We start from the raw sequence: 20,761 nt of genomic DNA on the forward strand, positions 1-20,761 counted from the left end.
CACGTAAATGGAGTAGGGAATGCTACAGAACAGTAAATGGTAGACTCAGTATAACACAGTACATAGCCCTTCCTAAAATTTTTGTATTTTCAAATACGGATTATTCAACCGCAGGTAGTTTTGAACGTTGAATATTAGTAATTTGTCCCCGCGTTACACGGAGCAGCCCTTCTTTTTCCATTTTCTTTAGTGTCCGGCTAATCACTTCACGAGCAGTCCCCAGCTCAATTGCCAACTGATCATGTGTAATGGCAAGCGAATCATTCTCCACACCTGTATGCTCAATCAAATATTCGGAAATCCGAACCCGAATGGATTTAAAGTTAATGTCGTCAATCAAGTTCGACATGATAATCAATCGACGCGCAAATGATTGAAAAATATACTGGCGAAAGCCTTGATGGTTCTCGATCCATTTCTTATAAATCTTCGTCGGGACGTTCAAGACCATACTCGGCTTCTCCACGCAAGCCGAAGCCTCATACACTGTTTCTCCCAATATGCTAGACGCGATGAGTGGGCAGCACTCGCCAGCCGATAGCCTGTACAATGTAACCTCTCTCCCATCGCTGCTCAGTTTGAAAATGCGAACCAGCCCATCCAAGATTAATGGCGCATTCTCCAAAAACTCGCCTTCATCAATGGTAAAGTTGGCTGGAACCGTAGTGATGGAGATTCCCTCCTCTTGCCACTCTTCTGGAGTAAGTGCCGCCAGACTTGGAAAACGTGCAAGGACTTCCGCAATCTGCTCCTTTTGCATATGGACGAAGAACCTCCTTGTGAAAAAAATAACTTGGTGACAAAGTCACAGATTACCGATACAGATTTTTATTATTATTGCACTCAAGAGGGGACGAAAACAAGAAATAAGATGCGTAGCAGAAATTGGATCGGCTTACACTAATGAACAAATATCTTTCAAACAAAGGGGCTGTATGTGGATGAGTACTTATGTTTTGGTTCATGGAGCATGGCAGGGAGAATGGGTATGGGAACTGGTAAAGCCTGAGCTGGAATCATTGGGACACAAGGTTGTAACAATGGACTTGCCGGGAAGTGGACAAGATATGACCCCTCCACAAGAAGTAACCTTGGATTTATATGTAGAGAAAGTAGCCAACCTGATTAAGCAGCAAAATGAAAAAGTAATTCTTGTCGGACACAGCATGGGAGGACTCGTCATTACACAAACAGCCGAGCATGTACACGATAAGATCGAGAAACTCGTTTATCTTTGTGCTTTTTTGCCGAAAAACGGGGAAAGTCTCGTAGGGAAGTCAGAAGGAGAAAAGGGACCGCAATTTACGTTAAATGAGGAAGACATGACGCTCGTCCCTAAACCAGAGACTGTGGAGCAAACATTTTTCAATGTGGTAGAGGACGATGCATTGCGACTGTCTTCGATGAAGCGTTGCCGTCCACAAGCGCTGGCTCCGTTTACACAACCAGTACAAATTACGGAAGAGAAATTTGGAAGCGTTGATCGCATCTATATCGAAACCACATTAGACAACGCAATTCCAATCGATTTTCAACGCAGAATGAATACAGAAACACCTTGCAGCAAAGTCATTACACTGGAAGCCGATCATGCGCCTTTCTTGTCCAAAACAGAAGAGCTGGTAAATCACCTCGATCAAGTAAGCAAATCATAAAATAACCAAAAAGAAAGGCTGTCGACCATCATGTCGGCAGCCTTTTCTTCATCCCTTTATATCCAACAGGCGAACCGTACGGATGAGCCTTTGCAACCCATCCCGCAGTTGTTGTTCATTCAAATAAGAATAACTGATGCGTATCCAAGAACTTAATTCTCGCTGTGGGTCACAGATCGCGCCGGGCACAAACGTAATCGATTGCTCTATGCATTTGGCCAGAAGACTTTCCATGGGGATGGAATCAGGCAGCTTCACCCATAAATTAAAGCCTCCTGGTGGGCTGGACCACTCCCAGTCGGTCACTGTTAGCTCTTCCTCTATGATATCCCGGCGAATGGCCAATGCAATCCGCAGCTTCGCCAAATGCTGCTGCATTCTTTCGGAGAAGAAATAATGCAAAAAAATCTTTTGATTCAACAGGGGCGCTCCACTGTCGGACAGTGATTTCGCTTGAATCAAATACTTCATAATAGATGGACGGCATGCCACAGTCGCAATACTCAACCCCGGAGCGATGTACTTGCTAAAGCTGCGCAGATAGATGACATAGCCCGCCGTGTCATAAGAAAAAAACGGCAGTGGGGGCTCATCACCAAAGTAAATATCGCGGCACGGATCATCCTCTACGATCAGGCACTGATACTTCGCAGCGAGCTCCACCAGTCTCTTCCGCTGTTCAGCGGGAACCGTATAGCCCGTCGGATTGTGAAAGGTCGGATTGAGATAAAACAAACGCGGTTTTTCTTTTTGCATCAACAGTTCAACCTGCTCCAAATCATATCCATGCGGCGTAATCTCGATGGGAATCATATTGGCGCCCTGTCTTCTGAAGACATCAATGGCAGGACTGTAAGTGGGTCTCTCCAGCAACACGACATCACGCGGCTTTACAAGGACTCTGGCAACCAAATCAATCGCTTCCTGCGAACCGGATGTAATCATCAGCTCATCGGGTGACAGGTGAAAATGATAACGGCTGACATAATAGCTGCACAGTGCTTCCCGCAGCTCCTGATCTCCCTGTGTAGTTGAGTAGGTCCCCAGCACCTTTGGATACAGATCAAACACTTTCTTCACGTACTCCGAAAAGTAATGATTTGGCAATAAATTCGGCTCGATTAATGCTTTGGAAAATTGATAGGTCGCCTGCACCTGATGAATTTCCGAAAGGTGGCTCTTGTGCACATAGGCAGAAACGATTGGATCATCCATCGACTCCACGGGTAGCAGGCTGCTCGGTTGTACATAATACCCCGACTTATCCTTCACATACACGTGGCGGTTTTGCTTTAATAATTGAAATGCTTTAAAAACCGTCAGGCGATGCACATGTAATTCCAACGCCAGCGTTCGAACAGATGGGAGCTTTTCATGTGCCCTCCACTCTTCGCGTCTGATTCGGTCCAGAAGATATTCATACACTTGCTCGAACAGCTTATCAGAATGGCTGTTTGAAAGAGCCTCCCTTTTCATGCAAGCTCCCCCCCTTTCCCCCATGATAATGGATTGATCTTCGCATCTGTTCTATTCGATTTCATCTGTTCTATTCCCTTTCCGTTATGATGAGGAAAAGGGAGGAATCATAATGGTACTACTCAACTATATGGTCATGTGCTTGATATTCGGAACGACTTTTCTGGCAATCAAAGTCGGGATTGATGCCGGAGCGCCGCCGTTTTTCTCAGGAGGACTTCGGTTCTTTCTGGCAGGTGTCATTTTGTTTTCATTTATGCTCTGGAAAAAACAGGCGCGCCTATCCCTTCTACTTCATAAAGAAATGTTTCTTACTAGTATCGGTTTAACGTTTGGGACATTTGCCCCCTTGTATTGGGCGGAGCAGCATGTCAGTTCAGGAATTGCAGCGATATTATCTGCAACAGCCCCTCTCATGGTGATGCTGCTTCAAACAGGTATTACTCGGCAAAAGCTCCCCGGTATTTCGTGGGCGGGTTGCTTGGTTGCCTTTACCGGTGTCGTCTTGCTGATTTTACCCGGTGTGACCATCTCATTCAGTCTCCTGTGGCTCGCTGGATGCATGGCGGTCTTATTCGGACAAATCTTTTATTCTGCTGGTGCTGTTTACTCCCGTAGCGTCATCCAGCGGTTTCAAGATACATCCCCCATCGCTTTGAATGCAGCTCAGATGATGTATGGAGGAGCCATGCTGCTTGTATTATCTCTGTTCACAGAGCAAGTGCATATCGAATCGATGCTCTCGGCTAATGCGATCCTCTCGCTCCTGTACTTGATCGTCGTTGGTTCCATGATGGGGCACACCATTTTCTATTGGCTCGTGGCCAAGACCAACCCTGTGTTTCCTTCCACGTGGCTCTATATCTCTCCGTTGATTGCCCTGAGCTTGGGCGTCATCCTGTACAATGAGCCGCTATATCTCCTGTCGTTCGTAGGGGGAATCACGATTATTGCCGGGATTATCCTGATTAATAGGGACGGCTTGAAGCAGTTGATGGGTAAAAAGGCAAACAAGCTGCGTGATGTAAGCCATTCATGACAAAAAAGGAGTACCATAAGAAAGCCTAGCGCTTTATGGTACTCCTGTATTTTATCTTCGATTATTTAATCTCATTGATCTGCTTGGCTATATTGATCAGCTCGTCTTTAGATACAACTTCCTCACCAGCACGCACAGAGTATTCCAGTTTGGTCCCATTTTTCACCCAGGTAATCCAATGGAAATCATTGCTTTTTTCAGAAGTGTGCGTCGTGAGAACCGCTTCATTGTTGCCAATCATGATTTTTTCGATTGCCTCTGCATCTGTTCCCACTTTGCCTCCGTCAGCTATTCTTACCTCTACCCTTACCCTGCCTTTCTCAGACTTATAGGCGACACTGGTAAAATCGTACTTGTTGCTTGACGGAATTTCTGTAAAGGAGTAATCTTTGTTTTCTTTGATGGCTTTTGCCTTCAGTGCTTCGAGGTCCACCATGTACTCGTAGTTTTCCTCATAGTGTACGTCACCTTCATCGAAACGGAAGCCTCCAGCAAGCTCGGTTGGAAGCGTGAACATCTTCCCTACAACCGGCTCCATTTCCTTCCATGTTTTATAAGTCATCGGCATAGATACCATTGTGATATACGGTTGTTTATATATTGACCAGGTTATGTTCTTTTGGATTTCTTCCTCATCTTTTGTTGGCTTCCAGTATATAGCGACTGAGGTTCCAGGCTTCAAGCCATTAATAATCTCATTATTGACCTCATCCCGATGCTCATACATTTTCCTCCTCGCCTCCATTTTCGCCTGTTCCTCTGGGGGCATTTGCTGAATCAATCGCTGTTGTTCTTGATCAGAATGCTGTGTTACCTCGTAAACCACTTCACCCTTCTCATTTTTCAACTGGATCATTTCTACTCCTGCCCATACGGAAGACGCTCCAACAAGCATACCTACAGTGACCAGCAAACCTATTTTCTTTTTCACAACTTTCTCCTCCTTATTTTCCTTGGCACGAATTGCTGCCATGACTTTATGTTTGACATCGACTTTCGGGACTGGCTTCGCTACCAGCATGTCTCTCATGTGCTTAAACGGAATTTTGTCCATTAGCGGCCACCCCTCCTATCGTTGGCAAATAACGTTTACACTTTTTCAAAACGCGTTCGAATTGCTTGCGTAGAGCCGCAGGCTTTTTGTCCATCAGCTCTGATATTTCCTCGTACTCTCTTTCCTCTAGCACACGCAGGAAAATGAGTGTTCGTTCTTCAGCGGACAGCCGTTTCCAAATACGCTCGATTGGCTCCCCGAAATAATTGCTGTCGATGCTCTCCTCGACATAATTGCGTCCATCCTGATCACGGTTGTACAAAAAGGGCAACACGCGACTTAATTTCCTGCGCTTTAGTACATTCGCACAATGGTTGTAAGCAATCCGGTACAGCCATGCAGAAAATGACAGCGAGTACGTATACTGGTCAAGATGCTCGTAGGCACGAAACAGGACTTCCTGGACAGCGTCTTCTGCATCTTGACGGTGACCGAGCATGTGATAGCAGTATGTAAAGATTGGTTGTTGATAGTAATCGATAATGATTTCGTATTGCTCAAGAGAACCAGCTTTTATTTCGATCAGCAGGCGCTCTATCTCTGTTTTTTCCACTGTTTGCCCTCCCCTCACTATGAATAACAATTAAAAACTTTCATTTGTGACACCTATTTTAGAAATTTTTGGCTATAGGAGCAAAATTCGCTCGAAATAAAAAGAGTGTTCCACCCGTCTCGCACGAAAAACCTCGTACTTACGAAAGGAACACCCTCATTCCATGCTTGTATTCATTTATTTGTCTGTACGCCTGTCGAATGTCTTGATTCTTTCCCGGGAAATCGACAGCACCTGTCGGCTTCTCTTTAGAAATGCTCTCCGTTGGCATAATAGCTTTCTTTTTGATAAGCGACAAATGCCATTTCCACTTCTGGGATACCAAGAGATAAGACATGCTTCGTTACAATCTGGGCGAACTGGTCACGAACTTCTTGCCCCCGCTCGAACCATGCTACTTCGATAAAAGGAAACGACTCCACGATCTTCCCGCCAAAAACGCCTGTGGTATGCAAGCATTCGATCGTAAAATTGTCTGTGCCGCATTGGCAGAGTGCAGCAAGCTCCACTGCAAGCGGTTCGCTAATCGTAGCCATTTGTTCAGCTTGAATGCCTCGAACGATAAGATGTGGCATGATAATCCCTCCTGAAAAGTCCATACTTCTATGCTCTATCTTACCGTTCAAGAGGCAAAAAGAGTAGAAAAAACTAGGTCAGCGCCGGGGCACTTCCTTGCTTGTGTACGGCCTCTTGCACTCGCACTTCTTTGTTCCCTTGCTGCATTTGATACATCTGATAGTACCTGCCTTGCTTCTCCATCAAGTCTTCATGCTTTCCTCGCTCTACAATTGTGCCTCGATCCAGTACGAGAATTTGATCCGCATTTTTGATCGTAGACAGGCGATGAGCAATGATGAAGGTCGTTCTTCCTTTTTTCAACACCTCAAGCGCATTTTGAATAATGCCCTCTGTTTCCGTGTCGATGCTGGCAGTCGCTTCATCCAGAATGAGGATAGCCGGGTCAAATGCGAGAGCACGCGCAAACGAAATCAACTGACGCTGTCCGAGGGAAAGCGTGCTGCCCTTCTCGATAACAGGTTCATCGAATCCTTGCGGGAGGCTGCGGAACAGTTGGTCTGCCCCTACATCGCACAAGGCTTTCTCCACTTTTTCCGGCGAAATCGACGGATCATCGAGACTCACATTGGAACGAATCGTTCCTGTAAATAAAAACGGGTCCTGTAAAACAATGGCCATGTGCTGGCGAAGCTGCTGCTTGGAAAACGACTGCACATTGCGCCCGTCAATCATAATCGCTCCACTGTTTACATCATAGAAGCGGAGTAACAGATTGATAATCGAGCTTTTTCCCGAGCCCGTGTGACCAACCAGTGCCACTGTCTCACCTGGCCATGCTTCGAATGAGATGTTTTTCAGCACGTATTGATCGTCTTTGTAGGCAAAAGAAACATCGTCAAAGCGAACATTCCCTTGATAACAAGGTACTTTTGCAGAATCAACGTTAATGCCCTCTTCATCCAGCAGTTCAAACACTCGCGACGCCGCGACAAGAGATTGCTCCAGGTTCGCCAACTGGTTGACGATCTGTGTCATCGGCTGGAACAAGCGATTGAGATAATCGACAAATGCGTAGAGGACACCCAGCGAGAGCAGTGTACCTATCCCGAGGGATGCCCCGCCGAAATACCAGATGAACAAAACAAACGCGATATTGCGGATGAACTGAACCAGGTTAAACGAAGCGGTCGCATTGAGCCGCAGCATTTTATTTTGGTAGGTGAACAGCTCTTCGTTCAGTTCGCCGAATTCCCGCATCGTTTCCTTTTCCCGGCGAAACGCCTGAATAATCGGCATCCCTTGGATCGACTCGTTAATCATCCCGTTGATGTCGCTGATGCGTGCCCGAATGACATGGTTGAATGCAGAAGCGTACTTGCGGTACAAGTAAATCCACACGACCATGATTGGCAAAATGACCAGACAAACGAGCGCGAGTCGTACATCAAGCAAAAACAGCGCCGAGAAAATCCCGATTAAATAAATCCCGCTCGTAATAAAGTTGCCGAGAACATTCGTAAACAGCTCACGGATTGCCTCCGTATCGTTTGTGACACGAGCAACCACCTTCCCGGCAGGGAGATGATCGAAATATTGAATAGGTAATCGTTGAATATGCGCGAACACATCAATACGCAGTCTCTCGATGACCTGATTCGCCGATTTTTGCCATAAGAACTTTTGTCCATAATGGAAAAGCGAGGCAACTACCAATAATCCGAAATAAAGGGCAGCCAGCATGAGCAAGCCGTTTGTCTCTGGCCGGAAAAATTCGAAAATCTCCTGATTGCTTAGGAGCGTCGCTGAATACTCTGCTCGATCCGTACCTTTGACAATGACGAGCTTCCCATTCTCAACAGAGCGCTGCCCATCATACGATATCGCCTGATTCAAGAAATAATAGTCGCGCCCCACCTGTAGAACACGAAATTCCCCACCTGTGCTCTCACCTGCTGCCAAGTGATCCTGTCTGGTGTAATACTTCCCTTTGTACAGCACGGAATCCTCACCCTGTGCCGTCTCATACCAAGGGAATTCAATGCCCATGATGTGCGTATCGATCATTTTTTTCGCCAAAAACGGTCCTGTCAGTTCTGCCCCAACCGAGATGGACAACATCAATACCGCCAAGAGGATCGTCTTTTTAAAAATCGCTGCATAGTGGACTAGCCGTTTCCCTGTCGTCATTCATTCACCCGCTTTCTGTCAGCGTCGCTTCAATCTGCTGTTTCTCGAATTGTTCTTTATACCAACCGCCCAGCTCCAATAGCTGTGCATGTGTACCTTCCTCGACGATTCGTCCTTCGTCTATGACGAGAATCCAATCTGCATGCTGGACGGCCGTTAAACGATGTGTAGTGATCAGTGTTGTTTTGCCTGCCCGCTCCCGACGAATATTCGCGATCATCTCTGCTTCGGTTTTGCCATCCACCGCTGACATGGCATCATCGAGAATCAATATTTCCGGATTGACCAAAAGAGCCCGAGCAATTGAGACCCGCTGTTTTTGCCCACCTGAAAGGGCTACGCCTTTTTCACCAACGAGCGTTTGCAAGCCTTCGGGCAATAGCTGCACATCCCGAGCAAATGCGGCCTGCTTCAACACTTCCTGTAATTCTTCTTCTGTTGCCTCGTTGTTCCCGAACAGGATGTTTTCACGGACTGTCTTCGAGAACAGAATCTGCTCTTGGGGTACATAGCCGATCCAGCTCTTGATGTTATCCAGACTAATCTGTTCTAGCGCCTCTCCCGAAACACTGATGGCTCCCCGTCCAACTGGATATTCACGAAGCAGTTGTCGCACCAGCGTGGATTTCCCGCTTCCCGTACGCCCGACGATTCCTAGCGTCTGCCCCCGCCCAAGAGTAAAGGAGACATCTACTAGCTGGTCAATCTGCGCTGATGGATAGCGGAATGTCACGGAATCGAACCGAATGACTTCTGGTACCGCCACATGTACCGGACTGTCGTGATCTGTCACATCGGCTTCGTACGCCAAGGTTTCATTGACCCGATCCAGCGAGGCACTTCCTCTTTGCATCACATTGATCAATTCACCAATCGCAAACATCGGCCAAATGAGCATCCCGAGATAGACGTTGAACGAGACCAGCTCTCCCAAGGTCAGTTCTCTTTGGAACACGAGGTATCCACCGTAGATCAAGCCGATCATATAACTGATTCCAACCAATATTTTGACGGTTGGCTCAATTAACGAATCGATTCTCGCCACATCGATATTTTTTTGGTACACTTCATGTGTTTTTTGGCGAAAGCGCTCCTGATCCGCCATTTCCTGTACGTAGGCTCGAATAACGCGAACCCCAGAGACGGATTCCAGCACGCGGTCGTTCAGCTCACCGAACGATGTTTGTGCGGTAGAAAAACGCTCGTGAATTTTCTTCCCATATTGCTTGATGATATAAGCCATGAACGGTAATGGAAGGATTGCCGCTAAGGTCAGCTTCCAACTGATCAAGAAGCCCATTGTCAGCACAATCGCCCCTGTAAAGGATAGCGAATCCACCATCGTCAAAATTCCGAAGCCTGTCGTCATCGAGACAGCCTTGAGGTCATTTGTCGCTCGCGCCATCAAATCTCCCGTCCGATTACGCTGATAAAACGTTGGCGTCATCCGCAAAAAATGCGTCATGAGCTTCGACCGTAACGTCCGCTCCGCCAGAAACGCTCCCCCAAACAGCTTGCGAATCCAGATAAAATTGACCCAATAAATCGCGACAGACAATACACCGAAAAACAGCAAAATGGATACCAGCCGCTCGCCAGTCAGCGTGCCCAGGTGAATCTCATCAATAGCCACCCCGATGATTTTTGGAGGGATAATCTCCAGTAGGCCGCCCAGAATCAATAGCAGAATAGCGACCGTATAACGTTTCCAATGCTCCTTGAAAAACCAATCAAGCTTTGCCAAAACTGAGAACATCCGTGTTTCTCCCCTCTCTTTAGCTGGATGGGTGACCTTTTAAAGAGGCCAAAAAAAGACATATCGCCCGTGAGCAACATGCCTTTTCCTCAACAAAAATAGAAAAGGCGCAAGTTACGAAATAGGTAACCTACGCCATGTTAACGAGATCAAAAAAACGATACTACGCTCGTATCAATGGTGGGGTTACGTCATGTATGCCCTTGTATGAATGACCCATGCGTACAATTCTTTTCATGACTAGCCCACCTTTCCATTAATATTTTGAATTTCCAATAAATACATTCTGAACTTTACCACTCTTGCGGATACATTGTCAACTGATCTTTTCCGCGCTTTTGCTTCCCTTCATTTATTTGGTATGATTATCCTCATGAAGCTTATTCAGGAGGCCATTTATTTTGTTATCATCCAATCAAAAGCGTCGATTGACATCTGTTCAAATCATCGTGTTCGCCTACGTTGGGCTCATCCTGATCTCAGCGTTTCTTCTGTCATTGCCGTTTTTTCACTTGCCGGGAGTCTCTCTTTCATTTATTGACTCTTTATTTACCGCGGCAAGTGCCATCAGCGTTACCGGGCTTACTGTCATTACGATTCATGAGGTTTTCAACCAGTGGGGGATTCTCTTTCTTACGTTGCTCTTCCAGGTTGGCGGGGTCGGAATCATGACACTCGGCACGTTCATCTGGATCCTCATGGGTCAAAAAATCGGTCTGGAGCAGCGCATCTGGATCGCGACGGACCACAACCGCTCCACATTGTCCGGTCTGGTCGACCTGATGCGCAATATTCTCGTGATTGCGCTCTTGATCGAGCTGGTGGGAACCATCCTGTTAGGCAGTCATTTTATTTACGCCGGCTACTACGACGATTGGTACACCGCGTTCTACCACGGCTACTTTGCATCTGTCAGTGCTTTTACGAATGCCGGGTTTGACCTGCACGGAAATTCCATGCTCGACTTTACCCACGATTACGTGTTTCAGACTATCGTGATGATCTTGATTATTTGTGGAGCGATCGGATTTCCCGTACTCGTAGAGCTGAGAACGTACTTTTCCTATCGCCGTGCAAAAGTGCGTTTCACCTTTTCGCTCTTCACCAAGATTACGACACTGACGTTCTTTTCCTTGATCGCTATTGGCGCCCTGCTCATCTTCGTTTTTGAACGAAATCAGTTTTTGGCCGATAAGACCTGGCATGAAATGTTATTCTACTCGTTGTTCCACTCCGTCTCTTCGCGAAGCGGCGGCTTGGCTACGATGGATATCAGCCTCTTGTCGACTACAACACTCATCATGCTCTCCGGGATGATGTTCATCGGCGCCTCCCCGAGCAGCGTGGGTGGGGGGATACGAACGACGACGTTCTTCGTCCTGGTTGCCTCTGTTTTTGCCAATATGCGTGGCTACAAGGAAGTAAAGGTGTTCGGAAGAGAGCTGGTTGATGAGGACATTCAGCGTTCCTTCATCGTCTTTTTCATCGCGATCATCCTGGTGTTCACAGCGGTCATGCTGCTCGTCTGGCTGGAGGATTTACCTTTCCAGTACGTCTTGTTCGAGGTCTGCTCTGCTTTCGGTACGACCGGATTGTCCACCGGGATTACGGGTCAGATGGGCATAGGCGGCAAGCTCATCCTGATTATTACGATGATGATCGGACGTATCGGGATTATCAATTTGCTCCTCTTCTTGAAGCGCAATGACCGAATCGTACGCTACCATTATCCGAAAGAACGCATCATCATTGGTCAATAGAGGAAAGGAAATCCCCCAAAGCTATGTAGCCGTTGGGGGATTTTTTTCTAGAATCAAAAAGCTGGCAGAGCCGTCCCCACAGCCAAATTCAATGACGCTTTTCACTTGCTGCTCCTTGATGTATTCATTGATCACTTCTGCTTTAAAAAGAGCCAGCACGCCATAGGAGCCAAGTCCAGAATTTCCACCCGAAGCGTAATTATCCTCCCAGGTGAGCTTCCCCACTTTCTACCTGCGAAAATGATGTGTCGTTGCAAAGTTTATGCGTCTGAAGAATTTTCATGAAAAAAAAGCTCCGCCAAGTCATGTTGGCGAAGCCTTCCTTGTCATCAAATGCCGGATTAATACGGGCCCCAGTTAATCAAGACCCCGATTACGATAAACACGATGGAGAGAACTGTCCATACCGCTGTGAGCGGAAGCATGAACTTCAGCCACTTGCCGTAGGAAATACCACTCATCGCCAAAATACTCATCAGAACACCCGAGGTCGGGTTAATGCAGTTGACCACACCTTCTCCAAGCATCAGAGCCTCTACGGCTACCTGGCGCGTAATGCCCATCAGGTCGGCCAATGGAGCCAGCAACGGCATCAGCATAACAGCTTCACCTGAACCGGATGAGATCAAGAAGTGCAGCCCGGCGCTTCCGAGGAACATTCCAATCGCACCTGCCATCGGTGAGAGCGGCTCCAGAATGGTAGCAAGCCCGTACACGATAGTATCGAGGAATTTCCCATCTTCCAAAATGACCGTGACCGCACGTGCCATACCGACAATCAAAGCCCCATAAATCAGTCCCTGACAGCCCTTTAAGAATGTTTTGGCGATATCGTTGCCGCTCATCTTGTTGAGCAAACCTACTCCGATCGCAATGAAAATAAAGATTCCGGACATCTCGTTTACGTCCCATTTGAACAAGATCGTGCAGACGATAAATCCAATCAGAACGATCCCCGTAAACGCCAAAATCAATTTGTGACGGGTTGTAAAATCAACATTTTTCGTGTCTACTTCCATCGTGGTTGAACCATTATCAGAAGGAAAGAGCTCCTCCCCCAAGATACTCTTGTTTTGACGAACCTTCCGCGCGTAACGCCCGATGTACAGAATGGTTACGATCACGAACGTAACATAAATGATGGTACGGTAGCCAATACCTGAAAACAGTGGCAGCTCCGCAATTTCTTGGGACAAGCCCAGCGTTCCTGGAAAAGCAATTGTCGTATTGAATCCGGCATACACACCCAAATAAATCAGAGCCACACCGAAGATCGCATCCATTTTCATCGCTCTCGCAATCATGATGCCAAGCGGAACGAAAGCAATAACAGAGTTAACGATGACACCCAACGTACCCAATACGGAAAAGACGGAAGTGATCAAAATAACCAGCAGCCACTCTCTATTTCCTAATTTTCGGACCATGGTCAGAATCGCTGCGTTGAGTGCACCTGTCTTATCCAAAACAGCTAAAGCACCGCCTGTGAACAAAACGAGGAAGATGATCGGTGCGCCTTTGACCATTCCTGTCTGGATCGCGGTAAAAAACTCGATAAAGCCCGTAGGATTCGGCTCCACCGCATGATAGCTGCCCGGGACAACCGTCGTCACATTGCCGTTTTTTACACGGTCAAATTCTCCTGTCGGGACCACATAGGTAGCCAAAGCACATAGAAGTAAGATGCAAAACAAAAGGACGTAGGCGTCTAGCCGAAATAAGCTTTTCTTTTTTAGTTGCTTGCTCTCTGTCATAAGGTAACCCCCTGCGTATGTAGCGGTTCTCTAAGAATGTTGGGCTGCTTCATAAATCGCAGCTGTCATGATTTTCGCCCCATAAATCAAGGCATCTGTCTGAAAGGTCATCTGTGGATGATGCAGAACAGGTGTGAGCCCACATCCCAGACCAATCATCGTGGTAGCCAGCTCAGGGCGGTGAATCGCGTAAAAATGGAAGTCCTCTCCGCCTGGTGTCACGCATATATCGGCAATTTTGTCCTCACCCAGCACTTGCCCAATTACCTTTTTGGCTACTTGGATCATACTCGCATTGGCGACCGCAGCCGGTGTGACTCCCGACCATTCCCACTCCACATCCATGCCCATCAAAGCCCCTGTCTGACTCATGGCATGCTCGGTCTTTCTCCGTAATTCTGCCATGCCTTCATTGGACTGGGCACGTACATCGAGGCTAAAGGTTGCTCGATCAGGGATGACATTCACTGTTTCTCCCCCTGCTTGCAATTGGGTCATCTTCACGGAAAAAGAGCATCCGTCTTGCAAGCGAATATTTTGCAACGCAGTAACCAAAAACGAAGCGGCTTCGATGACATTTTTACCGAGCGCTGGACGTGCCCCATGAGCTTGCAAACCTGTAATCGTCCCTTTGATGGAGCTAGACGATCCATGCAAAATCGCCGGAGCAGCGCTACCATACGGCACTTCCATTTCCGGGCGCAGATGAACGCCGATCAGCTTTGTCACGCCTTCCAGGGCGCCATCCTTCATCATCTGCAAGGCTCCACCCATCTTCTCCTCAGCAGGCTGGAAAAGAAAGCGCATCGTTTTCGGCGGCACCACTCCGCTTGCTTGAATAGCAAGGGCGCTGTAGAGAGCCAGTGTCGAGTGAGCATCGTGTCCGCATGAATGATTCGGTCTCACCACGCCATCCACTTCCTGCACGAGCGCATCCATATCCGCACGCAAAGCCACGATTTCAGCACTCTCTCCAGGAATCTCAGCATAAAAGCCGTGGTGCCCCTCGAAGCGTGTGACGGCAATACCCGCCGCCTCCAAGCGCTCTCGCAAATATCTCGCGGTTTTTTCCTCGTGCCAGCTCGGCTCCGCCAATTGATGCAAATCTTTGTATGTTCGCACTATTTCCTCGCGATGCTCGTCCAAGTATAAGAACGGATTCATCCGATACATCATCCTCCTCGATGTCTTCTCTAGTATCTCTTTTTGCTCTACCGGATGTATAGCAAGATTTGTGCCAAATCTATATTGTTATAAAAGTTAAGCATTTCTGAACAATTCTGGATTTTTAGGTTATAATATAGGTTGTTTTTTGTTGATATTTAATCCAATATTTCCACCCAAATCTAAAAGCTATTCGGCAGATATAAAGGAGTCGCATCATGATCAAACAGAAACCATGCATCTTGTTGATGACCCGACTAGAGACGATCAGCCTGCTATTTGCAAACACGCTTACGTCTTTTTTCGGTAACCGCTTGGACATCATTCGAAACCACATGCAAGAACAGCTTCACCCGAGTGTGTACGATGAAGTTGATCTCATCCTCGTTTCGGACACGAGTCTCTTGCACGATCAGCCAGTTCCTCCGCCAGATATCCCTGTGCTACTAGCAAGGCGCACGATTGACATTAACAAATTGGATCAACTCATGGACTTGCCGCCAGGAACGCGCTGTCTATTCGTGTCCAACTCCATCGAAATGGTAGAAGGCGCAATTGAGCTCTTGTTTCATCTCGGATTCTCTCATCTGACATTTGTGCCGTACGTACCCGATACCAAGACTCCACTTCCTGAAAAAGATCAAATAGATGTCGCTGTCTGTCATGGGCTCAGAGAGCTGATTCCTGCTCATTTTGAAAACGTCATTGAGTTGGGCCACCGCCCTTTGGATTTGACGACGATCTTTGATATTTCGCGTCTGCTTGATCTGTCTCCGGATAAGGCAAATCTGTACACGGCTGACTTCATCAGTGATTTCGTCCATATCGGGCGGAAGCTGACCAACTCGGTACACAATGAACGGAAGCTGAATGAAAAGCTGAGCTCCATTTTAAATGCCGTCCATGAAGGCATCATTGGCACAGATGCCACAGGGAATATCACTGTGCTGAACAAAGAAGCCGAGAAAATTTTGCATATGGCTGAAACCACTTGCATCGGGCGAAATGTAGCGGAGGTCATTCCCGAATTTCTTATTCTGGAGGTAGTAGAGTCACACACGGAAGTAACGAAGCAAGTATTGGAGTTCCGCGATTTGTATCTCTTGGTGACCAAGATCCCCACGTTCTTGGATGACCAGTTTCTTGGCGCTGTCATTACCTTTCAGGACGTGACGAAGGTGCAGCAGATCGAACAGGAAATCCGGACGAAGAGTGCCAATCTCGGACTGATGACCAAGTATTCGTTTGACAATATCATCGGCAAAAGCCCGTCTATTCAGACCAACAAGCGAGTCGCGACCAAGCTGGCCGAAAGCGACTTTACGATTCTCATCACAGGGGAAAACGGAACCGGGAAGGAGGTTTTTGCCCAAGCCATCCATCAACACTCGACGCGCCGTGACGGTCCGTTCGTCCCCGTCAATTTTGCAGGGCTGACCGAGAGCCTGGTAGAAAGCGAATTGTTCGGGTACGAGGAAGGTTCTTTTACCGGAGCACGAAAAGGCGGAAAAATGGGGCTGTTCGAGCTAGCTCACAACGGGACTATTTTTCTGGACGAGATTGGGGATGCCCCGCTTAGCATCCAGGCGTCACTGCTTCGTGTTCTCCAGGAAAAGCAGGTCATGCGTGTAGGCGGCTATCGCGTCATTCCAGTCAACGTCCGCGTCATCGCCGCTACGAATTGCAACCTGATGGAAATGGTCAAAAAAGGGACGTTTCGCGAGGATTTGTACTACAGACTGAACGTCCTGCCACTGCACATCCAGCCCTTGCGTGACCGTCCCGATGATATTTTGGTGCTGATCGATTATTTCTTGCAGAAAAAAAAGCAGCGTCTGTCCTTCTCACGGGAAGTGACGGAACAGCTACTCCGTTACGATTGGCCAGGCAATATTCGCGAGCTGGAAAATTTCATTCACTATGCAGTCGTCATCGCAGAAGGGAATCAGGTGGAGTTGGCTCATTTGCCGGAGCGTTTTTTTGCGGGACATGTCTCTACTCCGCCACTTCTCTCTCACCGAGATGATACGTTGGAAGATACAATCCGGTATTTGTCCAGGCAAGGCTCCTTGGGAGATTACGCAGCGATCCTGCAAGTGCTGTCCGATTGCTACAAACGTCAGGAGCGTATTGGACGTAGTGCCCTGCTCGCGAGAATGGAGAGTCCCTCCATGACTGAAGCCCAAATCAGACAAAAGCTGACTGTGCTGGACCGCGCTGGATGTGTCTTGATCGGGGTCAAGAAGCAAGGGACGCAGATTACTGCGTTTGGGCAGCAGGTGTTGGCTGCTTTGCTGATTGCTACGAAGGGGTAATTATTGTTGTCTTCCAACAAATGTGGAGCCCGAAGCCCTGCCACACTTCTTGAATCACTCTCGAGATGTTGACCAAAGCCACGTAGGAAGAAGTGCATTTCCAGTCCAAGCGCCTCTGGAGCCCTACCCAGCTTCGGAATAAATGGTGGGGAATTTAAGCTTCACTTATGGAATCCTTCATCGAAACTTCTACGTTTGAAGCGCTCCCACTATTTATTCCGAAGCGGACAGTCAATCCCCCTTGTAGGGCGTAGGCCGAAGCGTAGACTGGAAATGCACTTCTTCCTTCCACTACAGCATCGATATCAGCCTAACAAAAAAAGCGGTAGGTTTTAGCTCCTCCGCTTTAAATATATTCAATTTAGGTAGTCACAATGGACGACTCTATTTTTTCTGGTTGAATCATAGGCAAAATAGGCAGCTCCATCAAATTCCGATGCTTGCCCGGCCCGTAGTAATCCTGTTCAGCATGAGCCAGGCGGAAGCCATAGGCAGACAACGCACGAATAGAGGATGCGTTTGTTTCACTCACCGTAACCTGCACGGTGCGAAGTGTCGGAAACTGGCGCAGGGCTTGCAGTCTGGCTTCGATTAGCCGCTTGCCGATGCCTTGTCCTTGAAACTCCTTGCTCACATTACTGAACAGAAGCCAGCCAGTCGTCTGGTACATATCAATGCCGGCGCAGCTAAAACCGATGAGCTGGCCGTTGTAGGTCGCCTTGAAAATCAGCTCAGGAAACAGCTCCATATACTTTTTCAGCTCATGCAAGTTCATTCGATCGGGTAATGTCATATCCGCCAACGTGATCATTTCCGCAAAATCATCTCTTACGACGCGCTCAATCTGCACTTCCACCCTACCCGCCTCCTGTACATTCGCTCTTACATTTACACTGTAGCAAACGGGTATAAAGCTGGAATGGATGGCGTGTGAAAGTACTGTAAAATTCATTGCGTCCGGTTGAACAAACGTCTAGAGAAGCGGGGGATCACTGGCATTTTTTTGATCCATTGTGCTATCTTTCAAGCTTTACGTCGTCAGTCGCTCTACCAATACGGGCGTCAGTTCCATCTCTTCCTTTTTCCCATCCTGCTGCTGTGTCCAAATCCGCTCATGCAGCATCTCAAATGCGTATTTTCCCATTAACGTACTGGAGCTGGATACGGTGGTGATTTCTAGCAGTTCTCCGATTGGCTGATCATCGCAACCAACTACAGCTAAATCTTCCGGTACGCGAATCCCCAATCTGCTTGCTTCTTTGATGATCCCTGCCGCTATATGATTGCACGATACGATCATTGCTGTCGGCCGCTCTTCTGTTTGCAGCAATTTCCCCACGACATCCTTGCCGTCTTGGATCGTTAAACACTCTTCAAACGACCATTCAGGAGAGGGTGTCACGTCAATCGAACGCAGCTTTTCGTAATAGGCACGTTTGCGATGCTGACTGTTAAAACTGTTTTTTCTGCCGATGCAATATCCGATCCGGTGATGCCCCTTCTTCATCAGGTACTCCATCCCGATCAGAAACGTTTGATAGTGGTCGATATGAACACTCGAAACAGAGGGGGTATCATTTGCTTCACACGTGATGATAGGTCCGTATCCTGCGTATTCATTGAGCGTTTCGCAAGAGCTGGACCTGGAGCACATGATGAGCCCGTCGATTTTTTTATTTTTCAGCAAGTGCAACACGCTGCGTTCTTGCTCGGGGTTGTTATTCGTTTGGCACACCATCAGCTTGTAATGATGCTGGACTGCTTCTGCTGCAATGCCCTCGATAATGGAGCTGTAGTATTGGTTGTTGACGAGAGGCAATGTCACACCGATGACCATCGTTTTTCCCGTAGAGAGGTGGACCGCATTACTGTTTTGAACATAGTTTTGTTCTTCAATAATCTTGAGAATCTCCGCGCGTTTTTTCTCGTTCACGTACGGATGGTTGTTAAGCACACGGGAAACGGTTGAAACGGATACACCTGCCAATTTCGCGATTTCTCTTATGTTAGCCACTCGGATTACTCCTCTAAGTCGGATCAGTACTTATTACATACATCAAAGCACATTCCGCTTGCTCTGAAAAGCGTTCCACACATTATGCTCTCCTTATGTAGAATGAAAGGAGTCGTGTTTTGTGATTCGCTTAAAATTTGAATACCTCTTGTTTATCGTAGGCTTATTGATTTTGGCGCTCGGGATCAACATGATGACGACCATTACATCATTTGGTCTTAGTCCGTATGATTCTCTGTTTATTGCCCTGTATCAAAACTTCGGGATATCGATTGGCTTCTGGATGTTTGCCATTAATCTGACCTTTGTCATCATCGTCCTTTTCATGGATCGAAGTTATATTACTGTCGGTGCCATTTTGGTCATGTTGCTGATCTCCATCTTTGTCGATTTGATCGGGTCCATCGATGCGCTTATGGCTGCAATCCGTTCCTTGCCGCCGCTTCTGACCATGGCACTCGGAAACATTTGTATCGGCAGCGGTATCGGTTTGTATGTGTGTACGCAAGTGTGCACAGCTCCCCAAGAGGCATTTGTACTGGTTATGTCGAAAAGATTAAAGTGGACATTCAGACGGACAGAAATTTTGCTGGCGTGCATGTTTCTTAGCGCAAGTTTCCTGTTAGATGGCCCGATTTATTACGGAACAGTCGTGCTGTCTTTTACGACTGGCTACATTATTCAAGCTGCTATTAACGTCGGGAATAAGATGCTTCGTCTCGTCAATCAAACGAAGGGGGCGGAGGCATAAGAGGAGGAAAGCCTTGAGAAATTTCCGACCAAAAGTCGTGAGTTCCCTTGCAGTGAGCCTGTTTCTATTGCTTGTCGGTTGCTCCTCTTCCACTGGTCTCGTAAAAGCTAGCGGAGATGTTTTTGCCCAGAGCGAAATTCACAGACTTACCCAAGATCCTGAAAACGTGAAGCATTACCGGCCGATGAGTATTCAGGAAATGACACCGCTATTGCCTTCGTCTCTCCAAAGCCGAATCAAGCCAGTGGATAAAACGAAGCTACCTTTTCCTGTCGAAAAAGAGAGGGCCTATCTCGTCTCATTCGCCTCAGGCTCGGAAAAAGTAACACGACACCAGCTACAACTGACATACGCGCAGGGTAACGAAGTCCCGATAACGGAAAACTTCTTCATCGTACGTATGACAGAGACAGATGAAAACCCTTTGGCCCACGTGAAGCCATCTGCTTCTGGACTGGACTCGTTTGGGAACGTCATGCGCGTTGAGTCACTTACTGACGATATCACTTTCTATCATCATATCATCACGACGAACAGCTCTTATGTGTATAACTTTTACAAGTACGATGATAAAAATCAGGCAGTAAATCTGATCGTCACAAACGCCCATGAGATGGAGTTCTATGATCAAGGAATCTTCTATCATCTCGCGTACCACACCGGAAGCACTCAACTGGACCCTACCCTTCATGATCAGATGGTAGCGCTGGCGAAGGATTTAATTTCTGTCCGTTCCTAAATGAAAAAGAAGGATTCCCCTGTGG

At 47.4% G+C, this 20,761-nt stretch carries 18 protein-coding genes; 6 read left to right on the forward strand and 12 right to left on the reverse strand.

What is annotated here, in order from left to right:
* Window positions 1-100: 100 nt before the first annotated feature.
* Window positions 101-760, reverse strand: coding sequence for a Crp/Fnr family transcriptional regulator (locus HP568_RS01980; RefSeq protein WP_048031266.1), 660 nt, complete (start codon window positions 758-760; stop codon window positions 101-103).
* Between the two features lie 181 nt (window positions 761-941).
* Here HP568_RS01980 and HP568_RS01985 point away from each other — a divergent pair, with 181 nt between their 5' ends.
* Window positions 942-1,655 carry an alpha/beta fold hydrolase gene (locus tag HP568_RS01985; protein WP_056490597.1) on the forward strand — a complete coding sequence of 238 codons (714 nt, stop codon included), beginning with the start codon at window positions 942-944 and terminating at the stop codon, window positions 1,653-1,655.
* Between the two features lie 48 nt (window positions 1,656-1,703).
* Here HP568_RS01985 and HP568_RS01990 read toward each other — a convergent pair whose 3' ends face one another.
* Complete coding sequence (locus HP568_RS01990; RefSeq protein WP_173628158.1) at window positions 1,704-3,131, reverse strand: aminotransferase-like domain-containing protein; 1,428 nt, start codon at window positions 3,129-3,131, stop codon at window positions 1,704-1,706.
* A gap of 112 nt (window positions 3,132-3,243) precedes the next feature.
* Between HP568_RS01990 and HP568_RS01995 the strand changes: the two genes are divergently transcribed.
* A complete protein-coding gene (locus HP568_RS01995) occupies window positions 3,244-4,170 on the forward strand; it encodes a DMT family transporter (protein WP_173628159.1) in 927 nt (308 codons plus the stop codon).
* A 61-nt stretch (window positions 4,171-4,231) separates the two neighbouring features.
* Here HP568_RS01995 and HP568_RS02000 read toward each other — a convergent pair whose 3' ends face one another.
* From HP568_RS02000 to HP568_RS02020, 5 genes are all read right to left on the reverse strand, one after another.
* Window positions 4,232-5,224, reverse strand: a complete 993-nt coding sequence (locus tag HP568_RS02000) for a hypothetical protein (protein WP_173628160.1) — start codon at window positions 5,222-5,224, stop codon at window positions 4,232-4,234.
* Window positions 5,205-5,777 (reverse strand): RNA polymerase sigma factor, encoded by a 573-nt coding sequence (locus HP568_RS02005; protein WP_173628161.1) that lies wholly within the window; start codon window positions 5,775-5,777, stop codon window positions 5,205-5,207. The genes HP568_RS02000 and HP568_RS02005 overlap by 20 nt, the downstream gene beginning before the upstream one ends.
* A gap of 248 nt (window positions 5,778-6,025) precedes the next feature.
* Complete coding sequence (locus tag HP568_RS02010) at window positions 6,026-6,352, reverse strand: DUF1904 family protein (RefSeq protein ID WP_012684582.1); 327 nt, start codon at window positions 6,350-6,352, stop codon at window positions 6,026-6,028.
* A gap of 73 nt (window positions 6,353-6,425) precedes the next feature.
* Window positions 6,426-8,483, reverse strand: coding sequence for an ABC transporter ATP-binding protein (locus HP568_RS02015; protein ID WP_173628162.1), 2,058 nt, complete (start codon window positions 8,481-8,483; stop codon window positions 6,426-6,428).
* 4 nt (window positions 8,484-8,487) lie between these two features.
* Entirely contained in the window at window positions 8,488-10,239 is a 1,752-nt protein-coding gene (locus tag HP568_RS02020) for an ABC transporter ATP-binding protein (RefSeq protein WP_173628163.1), read from the reverse strand.
* 401 nt (window positions 10,240-10,640) lie between these two features.
* On the opposite strand from HP568_RS02020, the gene HP568_RS02025 reads away from it, so the two are divergent.
* On the forward strand, window positions 10,641-11,999 hold the full coding sequence (locus HP568_RS02025) for a TrkH family potassium uptake protein (RefSeq protein ID WP_173628164.1): 1,359 nt from the start codon (window positions 10,641-10,643) through the stop codon (window positions 11,997-11,999).
* A 21-nt stretch (window positions 12,000-12,020) separates the two neighbouring features.
* Here HP568_RS02025 and HP568_RS02030 read toward each other — a convergent pair whose 3' ends face one another.
* From HP568_RS02030 to HP568_RS02040, 3 genes are all read right to left on the reverse strand, one after another.
* Complete coding sequence (locus HP568_RS02030) at window positions 12,021-12,224, reverse strand: hypothetical protein (RefSeq protein ID WP_048031256.1); 204 nt, start codon at window positions 12,222-12,224, stop codon at window positions 12,021-12,023.
* A gap of 116 nt (window positions 12,225-12,340) precedes the next feature.
* Complete coding sequence (locus tag HP568_RS02035) at window positions 12,341-13,753, reverse strand: YfcC family protein (protein WP_173628165.1); 1,413 nt, start codon at window positions 13,751-13,753, stop codon at window positions 12,341-12,343.
* A gap of 30 nt (window positions 13,754-13,783) precedes the next feature.
* Window positions 13,784-14,917, reverse strand: a complete 1,134-nt coding sequence (locus HP568_RS02040; protein ID WP_173628166.1) for a M20 peptidase aminoacylase family protein — start codon at window positions 14,915-14,917, stop codon at window positions 13,784-13,786.
* Between the two features lie 218 nt (window positions 14,918-15,135).
* On the opposite strand from HP568_RS02040, the gene HP568_RS02045 reads away from it, so the two are divergent.
* Window positions 15,136-17,232 carry a sigma-54 interaction domain-containing protein gene (locus HP568_RS02045; protein WP_048031253.1) on the forward strand — a complete coding sequence of 699 codons (2,097 nt, stop codon included), beginning with the start codon at window positions 15,136-15,138 and terminating at the stop codon, window positions 17,230-17,232.
* Between the two features lie 361 nt (window positions 17,233-17,593).
* Here the strand turns inward: HP568_RS02045 and HP568_RS02050 are convergent, their stop codons facing one another.
* Window positions 17,594-18,088, reverse strand: coding sequence for a GNAT family N-acetyltransferase (locus HP568_RS02050; protein ID WP_035984911.1), 495 nt, complete (start codon window positions 18,086-18,088; stop codon window positions 17,594-17,596).
* Between the two features lie 174 nt (window positions 18,089-18,262).
* Window positions 18,263-19,246 carry a LacI family DNA-binding transcriptional regulator gene (locus tag HP568_RS02055; RefSeq protein ID WP_173628167.1) on the reverse strand — a complete coding sequence of 328 codons (984 nt, stop codon included), beginning with the start codon at window positions 19,244-19,246 and terminating at the stop codon, window positions 18,263-18,265.
* 121 nt (window positions 19,247-19,367) lie between these two features.
* Between HP568_RS02055 and HP568_RS02060 the strand changes: the two genes are divergently transcribed.
* Together HP568_RS02060 and HP568_RS02065 are read left to right on the forward strand one after the other, a co-directional pair.
* A complete protein-coding gene (locus HP568_RS02060; protein WP_048031251.1) occupies window positions 19,368-19,997 on the forward strand; it encodes a YczE/YyaS/YitT family protein in 630 nt (209 codons plus the stop codon).
* Window positions 19,998-20,010: 13 nt separating this feature from the next.
* Window positions 20,011-20,736, forward strand: a complete 726-nt coding sequence (locus HP568_RS02065; protein WP_048031250.1) for a hypothetical protein — start codon at window positions 20,011-20,013, stop codon at window positions 20,734-20,736.
* Window positions 20,737-20,761 lie beyond the last annotated feature (25 nt).

Origin of the sequence: Brevibacillus sp. MS2.2 (assembly GCF_013284345.1) — a bacterium.
Lineage (GTDB): Bacteria > Bacillota > Bacilli > Brevibacillales > Brevibacillaceae > Brevibacillus > Brevibacillus brevis_C.

Excerpts from the sequence above, each read along its gene's own strand:
- HP568_RS01980 (WP_048031266.1), bottom strand. The coding sequence starts at position 760 with ATGCAAAAGGAGCAGATTGCGGAAGTCCTTGCACGTTTTCCAAGTCTG.
- HP568_RS02020 (WP_173628163.1), bottom strand. The coding sequence starts at position 10,239 with ATGTTCTCAGTTTTGGCAAAGCTTGATTGGTTTTTCAAGGAGCATTGG.
- HP568_RS02000 (WP_173628160.1), bottom strand. The coding sequence starts at position 5,224 with ATGGACAAAATTCCGTTTAAGCACATGAGAGACATGCTGGTAGCGAAG.
- HP568_RS02045 (WP_048031253.1), top strand. The coding sequence starts at position 15,136 with ATGATCAAACAGAAACCATGCATCTTGTTGATGACCCGACTAGAGACG.
- HP568_RS01985 (WP_056490597.1), top strand. The coding sequence starts at position 942 with ATGAGTACTTATGTTTTGGTTCATGGAGCATGGCAGGGAGAATGGGTA.
- HP568_RS01990 (WP_173628158.1), bottom strand. The coding sequence starts at position 3,131 with ATGAAAAGGGAGGCTCTTTCAAACAGCCATTCTGATAAGCTGTTCGAG.
- HP568_RS02035 (WP_173628165.1), bottom strand. The coding sequence starts at position 13,753 with ATGACAGAGAGCAAGCAACTAAAAAAGAAAAGCTTATTTCGGCTAGAC.
- HP568_RS02010 (WP_012684582.1), bottom strand. The coding sequence starts at position 6,352 with ATGCCACATCTTATCGTTCGAGGCATTCAAGCTGAACAAATGGCTACG.
- HP568_RS02015 (WP_173628162.1), bottom strand. The coding sequence starts at position 8,483 with ATGACGACAGGGAAACGGCTAGTCCACTATGCAGCGATTTTTAAAAAG.
- HP568_RS02040 (WP_173628166.1), bottom strand. The coding sequence starts at position 14,917 with ATGAATCCGTTCTTATACTTGGACGAGCATCGCGAGGAAATAGTGCGA.
- HP568_RS01995 (WP_173628159.1), top strand. The coding sequence starts at position 3,244 with ATGGTACTACTCAACTATATGGTCATGTGCTTGATATTCGGAACGACT.